This is a genomic window from Streptomyces sp. NPDC059455, from assembly GCF_042750115.1.
GTDB lineage: Bacteria > Actinomycetota > Actinomycetes > Streptomycetales > Streptomycetaceae > Streptomyces > Streptomyces endocoffeicus.
This window is the reverse complement of the sequence record NZ_JBHYVB010000054.1, coordinates 44,397-57,420: the sequence shown is the minus strand read 5'-3', so window position 1 is coordinate 57,420 and position 13,024 is coordinate 44,397. Positions and strand designations below refer to the sequence as shown.

2 protein-coding genes are annotated in these 13,024 nt (G+C 69.9%); both read left to right on the top strand.

The genetic code is table 11. The features are described 5' to 3' along the window. The first annotated feature begins 11 nt into the window (after window positions 1-11). Window positions 12-4,493, top strand: a complete 4,482-nt coding sequence (locus ACFXB5_RS20875) for an SDR family NAD(P)-dependent oxidoreductase (protein WP_385209920.1) — start codon at window positions 12-14, stop codon at window positions 4,491-4,493. Window positions 4,494-4,519: 26 nt separating this feature from the next. Further along, the gene (locus ACFXB5_RS20870; RefSeq protein ID WP_385209914.1) at window positions 4,520-12,988 is read left to right on the top strand and encodes a type I polyketide synthase; all 8,469 of its coding nucleotides are present in this window, start codon (window positions 4,520-4,522) and stop codon (window positions 12,986-12,988) included. The last annotated feature ends 36 nt before the right edge of the window (window positions 12,989-13,024 follow it).

Here is a 13,024-nt window from a genome sequence, read left to right as displayed (position 1 = left end):
GCAGCCGGGCGATCGCGGCGGGGCTGTCGGGCCGTGGCGGGATGGTGTCGCTGGCTGTGGGTGTGGAGGAGGCGGAGCGGCTGGTTGAGGGGTGGGCTGGTCGGGTTGAGGTGGCGGCGGTTAATGGGCCGTTGTCGGTGGTGGTGGCTGGTGAGCCGGAGGCGTTGCGGGAGTTGGTGGCGGAGTGTGAGGGCGCTGGGGTGCGGGCTCGGTGGGTCGATGTGGATTACGCCTCGCATACGGTGCAGGTGGAGGTGATCGAGGAGGAGCTGGCCCGGTCGTTGTCGCAGGTCCGGCCGGTGTCTTCACGTATCCCGTTCTTCTCCACGGTGGAGGGGGAGTGGGTGGACACGGCAGAGCTGGATGCCGGGTACTGGTACCGCAACCTGCGGAGCACCGTCCGCTTCGCCCCGTCCATCGACCGCTTGGTCGAGGAGGGCTTTGCGGCGTTTGTTGAGGTGAGCGCGCATCCGGTGCTGACGATGAGCATCGAGGCGGCGGCAGAGCAAACGGACGCCGGACCGGTCGTGGTGACCGGCACACTTCGCCGGGACGAGGGCGGTATGCGCCGTGTGCTCACCTCCCTGGCCGAGGCCTACGTACGTGGTGTCCCCGTGAGCTGGAACGCCCTGCTCGGCGACATCCCCGCCCACGCCGCGCTGGATCTGCCCACCTACGCCTTCCAGCGTCAGCACTACTGGCTGGGACGGCGAGGCGAATCGGTGGACGCGACCGCGCTGGGGCTTGCGGGGGCCGACCATCCCCTGCTGGGCGCCGTGACCGAACTGCCCGATTCGGGGGGCCTGCTGTTCACCTCCCGGCTGTCGTTGCGTACGCATCCCTGGCTGGCCGACCATGCGGCGGCGGGCACGGTGTTGCTGCCCGGGGCGGCGTTCGTGGAGCTGGCGGTGCGCGCTGGTGACGAGGTCGGCTGTGGCGTCGTCGAAGAGCTCGTCGTCGAAGCACCGCTCACCCTGCCCGAGCGCGACGGTGTGCGGCTGCGGGTGAGCGTGGGCGCGGCGGACGATTCCGGCCGACGTTCGGTGGCAGTGCACTCACGAGGCCAGGACGATGATACGGACACCCCCTGGATTCGCCACATCAGCGGCACCCTTGCCCAGGACACCCCCGATGACCTGGACGCGGACCTGACGCAGTGGCCCCCCACCGGGGCGGTGGCGGTCCCGGAGGAGCGGGTGCGCGGCGTTTACGAGGAGCTGAAGGCGAGCGGTTACGGATACGGCCCCGCCTTCCGTGGTCTGCGGGCCGCGTGGACGCGGGGCGACGAGATCTACGCCGAAGTCGCCCTGCCCGAGGAGCTGTCGGCCGAAGCCACCGCGTTCGGGCTGCACCCCGCACTGCTCGACGCGGCCCTGCACGCCACCGCGTTCCGCGACCGTACCGATGACCAGGCGGGGCCCGCGTTGCCGTTCGCCTATCGCGGAGTGTCCCTGCGCGCCTCCGGCGCTTCGGCGCTGCGTGTACGTATCGCACCCAATGGCAAGGAAGGCATCGGCCTGCGGTTGGCCGATCCGAGCGGGGCGGCGGTGGCGGTGGTCGAGTCGTTGGTGTCGCGGCCGATGCCGACGGCGCTGCTGGACGTCGCCGCACGGACCTCACGGACCTCGACCGACCAGATGTTCCTCGTGGGGTGGGAGCAGCTGCGGGTCGACGCCGCCGACGTACCGTTGGACACCGTCTCCGTACACACCGCCCAGGACGTACGGCAGTTGGCCACCCGAGCCGACGCGCCGGTCGGGGCGCCGCCGGTGTTGCTGTACGAGATCGGCTCCGACGATGCCGTGAGCGACGACACCAGCGCGGCCCGCGCGCATGAGCTGACGGGCCAAGCGCTGGACGTGCTGCAGACGTGGCTGACCGAGCCCTCGCTGGAGGACTCACGCCTGGTGGTGCTGACGCGGCGCGCCGTAGGAGTCCGGGACACCGATGCGGTCGATCCGGCGGTCGCCGCGGCCTGGGGGCTGGTCGGCGCCGCGCAGTCGGAGAACCCCGGGCGGATTCTGCTCCTCGACGCGGATGACACACCAGCCGCCACGGAGGCCCTGCCCACCCTTCTACCCGCCCTGCTCGCCGGAGACGAACCACAGCTCGCGCTACGCGCTGGCGTCTGCCACCAACGCCGTCTGACCCGGGCGACGGCCGACGAGGCACTGGTGGCGCCCGAGGGAGAACCCGCGTGGCAGCTGGGCACCCGCGGTCCGGGAACGCTCGAGGGCCTGGCGCTGCTGCCGTCGCCGAAGGCGCTGGCGCCACTGCCCCCGGGCCATGTCCGGATCGAGACACGTGCCGCGGGGCTCAACTTCCGCGATGTGCTGATGGCGCTGGGCATGTACCCCGGAGAGATCAGCATCGGCAACGAGGGCGCGGGTGTGGTCACGGAGGTCGGCCCAGGTGTCACCCGCTTCGCTCCGGGCGACCGGGTCATGGGGCTCTTCGAGGGCGCTGGCGGCCCCATCGCCGTCGCCGACTGCCTCACTCTCGTCCACATGCCCGAGGGGTGGTCCTTCGAGCAGGCGGCCGCGGTCCCCTGCGCATTCCTCACCGCCTACTTCGGGCTGCGGGACCTGGCAGGGCTGGAGCGCGGGGAGTCGGTTCTCATCCATGCGGCCACCGGTGGCGTCGGCATGGCCGCGGTGCAGCTGGCGCGGCATTGGGGCGCCGAGGTCTACGGAACGGCCAGTCCGGCCAAGTGGGACGCCGCGCGTACCGCCGGTGTCCCGGACGGACGGCTGGCCAACTCCCGGACGCTGGAGTTCGAGCAGCGGTTTCTCGAGATGACCGGCGGCCGTGGCGTCGATGTGGTGCTGGACGCCCTCGCCGGAGACTTCGTCGACGCCTCACTCCGGTTGCTGCCCAGGGGCGGCCGGTTCATCGAGATGGGCAAGAGCGATATCCGGGACGCCGAAGAGGTGGGCATTCAGCACCCCGGCGTGGCCTATCGGGCGTTTGACCTGGCCGAGGCCGGTGGCGAGCGCATCCAGCGGATGCTGACCGAGCTGGTCGATCTCTTCGAGAAGGGGGTGCTGACCCCGCCACCGGTGACGGTATGGGACATCCGGCGCGCACCGGCCGCCTTCCGCTTCATGAGCCGGGCGCAGCACATCGGCAAGAACGTGTTCACCCTGCCGCGCCGCCTGGATCCGGAAGGCACCGTGCTCATCACGGGTGGCACCGGATCGCTGGGCAAGGTGGCCGCCAGGCGCCTGGTGACCGAGCATGGCGTACGGAATCTGGTGCTGACCAGCCGCAGCGGACCCCAGGCCGCCGGCGCCGCCGAGCTGGAGCGGGAACTGACCTCGCTCGGCGTCCGGGTGCGGATCGCCGCGTGCGATGTGGCAGACCGCGATGCCGTGGCCGAGCTGCTGTCCGCACTGCCCGAAGACGCGCCACTGACCGGCGTGGTACACAGCGCGGGCGCGCTGGACGACGGTGTGATCACCACATTGACCAGGGAGCGGCTGGACACGGTCTTCGCCCCGAAGGTGGACGCCGCACTCCATCTGCACGAGCTGACCCGGCACCTGGATCTGGCCGCCTTCGTCCTGTTCTCCTCGGCCGCGGGGACGCTAGGCAGTTCGGGGCAGGGGAGCTATGTGGCGGCCAACGCCTTCCTGGACGCTTTGGCACATCGGCGCCGCGCCGAGGGGCTCCCGGGCATCGCCCTGGGCTGGGGGCTGTGGGCACAGGGTGCGGGGGTCGGGCTGACCGGTCACCTCACCGACGCCGACCAGCGGCGTATGGCGCGCGGGGGAGTGGCCGGGCTGTCCGAGGGCGAAGGCGGGGCACTGTTCGACACCGCACTGCGCATGCCCCAGCCGGTGGTGCTTCCGATGAAACTGGACCTGGGCGCACTGCGGGCCCAGGCCGCCGCCACTGGATCGGTGCCACCGTTGCTCCGTGGCCTCGTCCGGCAGAGTCGGCGCATTGCGCGGACGGCCGCCGATCTGGACGCCTTCACCCAGCGCCTGACCAGGGCCACGCCCGAGGAGCAGGAGCAGATCCTGCTCGGCTTGGTCTGCCGGGAGGCGGCTCGGGTACTGGGCCACGCCTCCGCCCATGCCATCGGGCCGGACCTGGCGTTCAACGAAATCGGCTTCGACTCCCTCACGGCGGTGGAACTGCGCAACCGGCTGGCCAACCACACCGGGATACGGCTCCCGGCCACGCTGGTCTTCGACTATCCGACGCCCACCGCCCTGATGCGCCACTTGCGGATGAAGCTCTGCCCGGATGCCCCACCTGAGCAGCGCCTCGCCGGGAGCGAGGAGGATCTGCGCCGCGCGTTGGCCAGGACACCGCTGAGCCGCTTCCAGGAGCTGGGCATCCTCGACACCCTCATGGCGCTGGTCCAGGAACCCGAAGCGGCGCAGCAGGTGGACGGGCAATCGGCAGCGGAGCAACCGGCTGCCGCGATCGCCGAAATGGATGTCGCCAGTCTGGTGCAACGAGCCATGAGCAAGGCCGGGAAGTAATGTCGGTTCGGAATGCGGAGGCCGGGATGACCACTCCCGAAGCGAAGGTCGTCGAAGCGCTGCGTGTCACGCTCATGGAGAACGAGCGGCTCGAGCGGGAGAACGCCGACATACGTCGCGGCCTGTCGGAGCCGATCGCGATCGTGGGGATGGCGTGCCGGTTGCCGGGTGGGGTGACCACGCCGGAGGAGCTGTGGGACCTGGTGGTGTCCGGCGGTGACGCGGTCGGTGAGTTTCCGGAGGACCGTGGCTGGGATCTGGAGAACCTCTTCGACCCGGATCCGGACCACCCGGGCACCAGCTATGTCCGCGAGGGTGGCTTTCTGCGCGACGCGGGGGAGTTCGACGCGGGCTTCTTCGGCATCTCGCCGCGTGAGGCGCTGGCGATGGATCCGCAACAGCGCGTCATGCTCGAGACCTCCTGGGAGGCGTTCGAACGCGCCGGGATCGACCCGACCGCGCTGCGGGGCAAGGACATCGGTGTCTTCTCCGGGGTGACGTACCACAGCTACGGGTCCGGAGCGCGGGTCCCCGAGGAGCTCGAGGCGGTCATGGGAACGGGGACCTCGGCGAGCGTCCTGTCGGGGCGGGTGTCTTACGCGCTCGGTTTCGAGGGCCCCTCGGTCGCGGTGGATACGGCGTGTTCCTCGTCGCTGGTGGCGTTGCATCTGGCTGTACAGGCGTTGCGGTTGGGCGAGTGCTCGATGGCGCTGGCCGGAGGTGTGACCGTCATGGCCAACCCCGGTATCTTCGTCGGCTTCTCGCGGCAGCGCGGTATGTCGAAGGACGGCCGTTGCAGGGCCTTCGCGGCCGCGGCGGACGGCACCGGCTTCTCCGAGGGCGCGGGAGTGCTGCTGGTGGAGCGGTTGTCGGATGCGGAGCGGCTCGGTCATCGGGTGTTGGCGGTGGTGCGGGGTAGTGCGGTGAATCAGGATGGTGCGTCGAATGGGTTGACGGCGCCGAATGGTCCGTCGCAGCAGCGGGTGATCCGGCGGGCGTTGGCGGGTGCGGGGCTGGTGGCGGGTGATGTGGACGCGGTGGAGGCGCATGGGACGGGCACGGCGCTGGGTGATCCGATCGAGGCGCAGGCGCTCCTGGAGACGTATGGCCAGGATCGGCCTGAGGGGCGTCCGTTGTGGTTGGGTTCGTTGAAGTCGAATATTGGTCATGCGCAGGCGGCTGCGGGTGTGGCTGGTGTGATCAAGATGGTGTTGGCGTTGCGGTATGGGGTGTTGCCGAGGACGTTGCATGTGGATGAGCCGTCGCGGCAGGTGGATTGGTCGGCGGGTGCGGTGGAGTTGCTGACGGAGCAGCGGGTGTGGCCGGAGGTGGGGCGTCCGCGGCGGGTTGGGGTGTCGGGGTTCGGGGTGAGTGGGACGAACGCTCATGTGATTTTGGAGCAGGCTCCGGAGACGGCTGTCGAGGTGGCGCCGGTGGTGGTCTCGGAGGCTCCGGGTGGTGTGGTGCCGTTGGTGGTGTCGGGGCGTGGTGGTGCGGGGTTGCGGGGGCAGGCGCGGAGGTTGTTGGAGTTTGTTGAGGGTCATCCGGGTGTGGGTGTGGTGGAGCTGGGGGCGGCGTTGGCTTGTGGTCGGGCTGGGTTGTCAGATCGTGCGGTGGTGGTGGCGGGGAACCGGGAGGAGGCGTTGGCGGGACTGGCGGCGGTGGCGGAGGGTGGTGGGGCTGGCAGGGCTGATGTTCGGGGTCGGGTGGCGTTTGTTTTTCCTGGTCAGGGGGCGCTGTGGGTGGGGATGGGTGCGGAGTTGTTGGAGTCGGTGGTGTTTGCGGAGGGGTTGGCTGAGTGTGCGGGGGTGTTGGATCGGTTGACGGGGTGGTCGTTGGTGGATGTGGTGCGGGGGGTTGGGGGTGGTGTGTCGTTGGAGCGGGTGGATGTGGTGCAGCCGGTGTCGTTTGCGGTGATGGTGGCGTTGGCGCGGGTGTGGATGGCGGCCGGTGTTTTGCCATCGGTGGTGGTGGGTCATTCGCAGGGGGAGATTGCGGCGGCGTGTGTGGCGGGTGGGTTGTCGTTGGAGGATGCGGCGCGGGTGGTGGTGTTGCGCAGCCGGGCGATCGCGGCGGGGCTGTCGGGCCGTGGCGGGATGGTGTCGCTGGCTGTGGGTGTGGAGGAGGCGGAGCGGCTGGTTGAGGGGTGGTTGGGTCGGGTTGAGGTGGCGGCGGTTAATGGGCCGTTGTCGGTGGTGGTGGCTGGTGAGCCGGAGGCGTTGCGGGAGTTGGTGGCGGAGTGTGAGGGCGCTGGGGTGCGGGCTCGGTGGGTCGATGTGGATTACGCCTCGCATACGGTGCAGGTGGAGGTGATCGAGGAGGAGCTGGCCCGGTCGTTGTCGCAGGTCCGGCCGGTGTCTTCACGTATCCCGTTCTTCTCCACGGTGGAGGGGGAGTGGCTGGATACGGCAGAGCTGGATGCCGGGTACTGGTACCGCAACCTGCGGAGCACCGTCCGCTTCGCCCCGTCCGTCGAGCGCCTGCTGGAGGAGGACTTCCGGGCCTTCGTTGAGGTGAGTGCCCATCCGGTGCTGGCGATGAGCATCGAGGCGGCGGCAGAGCAAACGGACGCCGGACCGGTTGTGGTGACCGGCACACTTCGCCGGGACGAGGGCGGTATGCGCCGGGTGCTGACCTCCCTGGCCGAGGCGTATGTACGCGGTGTCCCCGTCGACTGGTCCGCCCTGCTCGGCAATGTCCCGGCGCACACCGCGTGTGACCTCCCGACCTACGCCTTCCAACACCAGCACTACTGGCTCAAGAGCGCCGCCCCCGCCGACGCGGGATCCGTAGACGATCAGCTTCCGGGCATGGCTGAACTGCCCGAGGAGACCGGCGCGTTGACCGCTCGCCTTCGTGGGGAGTCAGCGCAGGAGCAGGAACGCATCCTGCTGGAGACCGTCCGGCAGGAGACCGCAGGCGTCTTGGGTCATCCCTCGTTGGATGCCATTGAACCGGACATGGTGTTCAACCAGATCGGGTTCGACTCGGCCACCGCCGTGCAGTTGCGCAACCGTCTGAACGCACTCACCGACCGGACCCTGCCGACCACCCTGCTCTTTGACTACCCCACGCCCCTGATTCTCGCCGACTTTCTGCGTGACGAGCTCATCGGGGACACGGCTGCCCTGGCCCCGGAGGAGGTAGCGGGGCCAACATCGGCGCCCGTAGCTGTGTCGACCGAACCGGTGGCGATCGTGGGCATGGCGTGTCGACTGCCGGGGGGAGTCTCCACGCCGGAAGAGCTATGGGAGCTGGTGCTTCAAGGACGGGACGGCATCAGCGACTTCCCGGTGAACCGTGGCTGGGATCTGGAGAGCCTGTTTCATCCGGATCCGGACCACCCCGGCACCAGCTACGCACACGAAGGCGGATTTCTGCACGACGCCGGGGAGTTCGACGCGGGTTTCTTCGGGATCTCGCCACGTGAGGCGCTGGCCGTGGACCCGCAACAGCGTCTGATGCTGGAGACCTCGTGGGAAGCGCTGGAACGAGCCGGGCTCGACCCGACCACCCTGCGGGGCAAGGACGTGGGTGTCTTCTCCGGTGTGACGTACCACAACTACGGGTCGGGCGTGGAGCCGGTGCCCGCCGAGCTCGAGGGCATGCTGGGCCTCGGCGCCTCGGCCAGTGTGCTGTCGGGGCGGGTGTCCTATGCGCTTGGCTTCGAGGGACCGTCGGTCGCGGTGGACACGGCATGTTCCTCGTCCCTGGTGGCGTTGCATCTGGCGGCTCAGGCGTTGCGAGCCGGCGAGTGCTCGATCGCCCTGGCCGGTGGTGTCACGGTGATGCCCACGCCCGGCATCTTCATCGCCTTCTCGCGGCAGCGCGGCATGTCGGTCGATGGCCGATGCAAGTCCTTCGCCGCTTCGGCTGACGGTACGGGGTGGGCCGAGGGCGTGGGTGTGCTGGCGCTGGAGCGGCTGTCGGATGCGGAGCGGCTCGGCCATCGGGTGTTGGCGGTGGTGCGGGGCAGCGCGGTGAACCAGGACGGTGCGTCGAACGGTCTGACGGCGCCGAATGGTCCGTCGCAGCAGCGTGTCATTCGGCAGGCACTGGCCAGTGCGGGTGTGTCGGCCGCCGAGGTGGATGTGGTCGAGGCGCATGGCACGGGAACCGCGCTGGGCGATCCCATCGAGGCGCAGGCGGTGCTGGCTACGTACGGTCAGGACCGCGATCGGCCGCTGCTGATGGGGTCGTTGAAGTCGAACATCGGCCATGCGCAGGCGGCTGCGGGGGTGGCCGGGGTCATCAAGATGGTGTTGGCGTTGCGGCATGGCATCGCGCCTCGGACATTGCACGTGGAGGAGCCGACATCGCAGGTGGATTGGTCGACGGGTGCGGTGGAGCTGCTGACCGAGGAGCGCGTGTGGCCGGAGGTGGTGGGGCGTCCGCGCAGGGCTGGTGTGTCCGCGTTCGGCGTCAGCGGCACCAATGCCCACGTCATCCTGGAACAGGCGGCACCGGCGGCGACCGATCCGACCGATCCGGTGATGTCCTGGCCGAAGGGTGTCCCTGTGCCGCTGGTGGTGTCCGGGCGGGGTGACGCGGCATTGCGGGCCCAGGCACAACGCTTGCGGTCCTTCCTTGCGGATGAGCCGCAGCTGGACGTGAGCGAACTCGGCTTTGCGTTGGGTTGTGGTCGGGCGGGGTTGTCGGATCGTGCGGTGGTGGTGGCGGGGGATCGGGAGGAGGCGTTGGCGGGGTTGGGTGTGGTGGTGCGGGGTGAGTCGGGTGTGGGGGTGGTGTCGGGTTCGGTGGTGCGTGGTCGGTTGGGGGTGTTGTTCGCTGGTCAGGGGTGTCAGCGGGTGGGGATGGGGCGTGGGTTGTATGAGGTGTTCCCTGTCTTTCGGGATGCCTTTGATGCGGTGTGTGGGGTGTTGGATCGGGAGTTGGGTGTGGGTGGTGTGTCGGGTTCGGTGCGGGAGGTGGTGTTCGGGGACGGGGAGTTGCTGGAGCGGACGGTGTTTGCTCAGGCCGGGCTGTTCGCGTTGGAGACGGCGTTGTTCCGGTTGGTGGAGTCGTGGGGTGTGGTGCCGGATGTGGTGGGTGGGCATTCGGTGGGTGAGGTGACGGCGGCGCATGTGGCGGGTGTGTTGTCGTTGGAGGATGCGGCGGTGTTGGTGGCGGCGCGGGGTCGGTTGATGGAGGCGTTGCCGGAAGGCGGCGCGATGGTGGCGGTGGCCGCGAGCGAGGACCGGGTGCGCCCGTTGCTGGTGTCAGGAGTGGATGTCGCGGCGGTGAATGGTCCTGTGGCGGTGGTGCTCTCCGGTGATGAGGAGCCGGTGTTGCGGGTGGCGGAGGAGTTGTCGGAGCAGGGGTGCCGGACGAGGCGTCTGGCGGTCTCGCACGCGTTCCACTCCGCTCGTATGGAACCGGTGCTGCAGGAATTCCGGGAAGCGATCGCCGACGTGTCGTTCGCTGCCCCGGTGATTCCTCTGGTGTCCAACGTGACCGGGCAACTGGCAGACACGGAGACGGTGCGTTCTCCCGAGTACTGGGTGGAGCATGTGCGTTCGGCGGTGCGGTTCGCGGACGGTGTGCGGGCCCTTGCCGACTATGGGGTCAGCACGTACCTGGAGTTGGCGCCGGACGCGGTGCTGTCCGCGATGGTCGGAGACTGTCTGCCGGAGGAGTCGGCCGAAGGGTCCGTTGTGGTGCCGTCGTTGCGGCGGGAGGGCGACGAGCCCCGGGCGCTGATGTCCGCCGTCGCACAACTGCATGTGGCAGGCGTACGACTCGAATTCGGTGCCCTGTTCGGCAACACGGTTCTGCCCGCCCATATCTCGGATCTGCCGACGTATGCGTTCCAGCGGGAGCACTACTGGTTGGTGGGGGACGGCCGTGGAGCCGGTGATGTGGCGTCTGCCGGGCTGGCGGGGGTGGAGCATCCGTTGTTGGGTGCGGTGACGGAGGTGCCGGGGTCGGGTGAGGTGTTGTTCGCCTCCCGGCTGTCGCTGCGTACGCATCCGTGGCTGGCTGATCATGTGGCCGCGGGTGCGGTGTTGTTGCCGGGGGCGGCGTTTGTGGAGTTGGTGGTGCGGGCCGGTGATGAGGTGGGGTGCGGTGGGGTGGAGGAGTTGGTGATGGAGGCTCCGCTGGTGTTGGCGGAGGGCGGGGCGGTGCAGATGCGGGTGAGCGTGGCGGAGGCCGATGAGCGCGGTCGGCGCGGCGTGCGGGTGTATTCGCGGGCGGAAGATGCCGGTCTGGGTGCTGCGTGGGTGCGGCACGCCACAGGGACGTTGTGCCCTGCGGATGAGATCTCCGCTCCGGGCACAGGGCTGTCGGTGTGGCCTCCGGCGGGTGCGGTGGCGGTGGATCCGGGGGACGTGGAGGGCCTGTACGACGGTCTGGAACAGGTCGGCTATCGGTATGGGCCGGTGTTCCAGGGGGTGCGGGCGGCCTGGCGGCTGGACGGTGCGGTGTACGCGGAAGTGACTCTGCCTGCGGAACATCGAGTTCAGGCGGCGGGGTTTGGGCTCCACCCGGCGCTCCTCGACGCGGCCATGCACACCGTCGCCTTCCACGACCGCGACGAAGCCGATGCGGAGCTCGTGCTGCCGTTCGCCTATCGCGAGGTGGCGCTGCGTGCCTCCGGGGCCTCAGCGCTGCGGGTACGCGTGACGCCGTCCGGCCCGAACACCATGTCCCTGGAACTGGCCGATGAGAGCGGCGCCCCCGTGGCTTCGGTGGGCTCGGTGGTGTCCCGTCCGGTCAGCGTCGAGCAGTTCGGCACGGCGGCGACGGCGGACCGGATGTTCCGCGTCGCATGGGAAGAGCTGCCGGTTCGGCCGGACGGTGCGACCCTGGAACCCGTATCGCTGGCCGACGCCGAGGACGTGCACCACCTGGCCACGACGCCGGACACTTCCCAACCGGACGTGCTGTTGCTGGACCTCGGCGGCGGTACAGCCGATGTTCGGGAGCTGACCGGGCGGGTGCTCCGGGTCGTACAGGCGTGGCTGGCCGAGCCCTCGTTGGCGTCCAGCCAACTGGTCGTGGTGACGCGGGGTGCCGTCGCTGTCAGGGAGGCCGATCCGGTCGATCCAGCAGCGGCTGCCGTATGGGGCCTGGTGGGATCCGCACAAGCGGAGAACCCAGGGCGGATTCTCCTCCTCGACATCGACGAAGCGACGATACCCACCGCGTTGCTACCTGCGCTGCTCGCCGGTGGCCAGCGCCAACTGGCCCTGCGCGACGCCGCCTGCTTCGCCCGGCACCTCACCCGCGTCGTGGATGTGCCCCAAGCCAGCCCGGGTGGTTTGGGTTCCGGCGGGACGGTGTTGGTGACGGGTGGTACGGGGGCGTTGGGCGCGGTGGTGGCGCGCCATCTGGTGGCCGTGCACGGGGTGCGGAGTCTGGTGTTGGCCAGTCGGAGCGGGCCCGAAGCCGTCGGCGCCGCCGAATTGGAGGCGGAGCTGGCCAAGGCAGGGGCGCGGATACGGATCGTCGCATGCGATGTGGCCGACCGGGGCGAGGTGGCCGGGCTGCTGGATGCTGTCCCAGACGATGTTCCGCTGTCGGCGGTGGTGCATACGGCCGGTGTTCTGGATGACGGTGTGCTGACCGCGTTGACCCCGGAGCGTATGGACGCGGTGTTCCGGCCGAAGGTGGACGGAGCGCTCCATCTGCATGAGCTGACCCGGGACCTGGACCTCTCCGCCTTCGTCCTGTTCTCCTCCGCCGCAGGCACCCTGGGCAACGCGGGACAGGGCAACTACGCCGCCGCCAACGCCTACCTGGATGCGCTGGCCCATCAGCGCCGGGCCCAGGGGCTGCCCGCCGTGTCCCTGGCCTGGGGCATGTGGCAGCAGGCCGCCGGAACGGGGATGACCGGCCGCCTCGGCGATGCCGACCAGCGCCGCATGACACGCGGCGGTGTCGCCCCCTTGTCCCCGGCCGAGGGCATGGAACTCTTCGACACCGCGCTGCGTACGGGCGAACCCACGGTCTTCCCCATCAAGCTGGACCTCGGCGCGCTCCGCGCCCAAGCCGCCGGCGGGGTGGTCCACCCGCTGCTGCACCGGCTGGCCCCGGCGGCTCGCCGAACCGCTGCCCCTCGGGCCATGGCCGATCAGGACCTGGTGACCGGTCGGCTGGCCGGGGCGACCCCCGAGGAGCGGGAGCGGATTCTGCTGGACATGGTGCGGCAGGAGGCCGCCCGGGTTCTGGGACACTCGGCGGCCGCCACCCTCGACCCCGACGTTCTGTTCACCGAGATCGGTCTGGACTCACTGATGGCGGTGGAACTACGCGATCGCCTGGCCAAGCGCACCACGCTGCGGCTGCCTCCCAGCTTTGTCTTCGACCACCCGACCCTCCGGATGCTGGCCTGGCAACTGCGGGACGAGCTGGAGAAGGCGGACGCGGATGCTCCGCCCGGATCCGCCCTGGCCCCCGAGGCCGAGGCCCTGGCCCCCGAGGCCGCCCCGGCCCCCGAGGCAGCCCCGGCCTCCAAGGCCGAGGCCCCGGCCCCCGGAGCCGCCCGGGAGTGACTCCGCCCAGCACACCCGGTTCAGCCGGACCGGCAC

Coding starts and splice junctions, on each gene's coding strand:
- ACFXB5_RS20870 (WP_385209914.1), top strand. CDS start 4,520: ATGACCACTCCCGAAGCGAAGGTCGTCGAAGCGCTGCGTGTCACGCTC.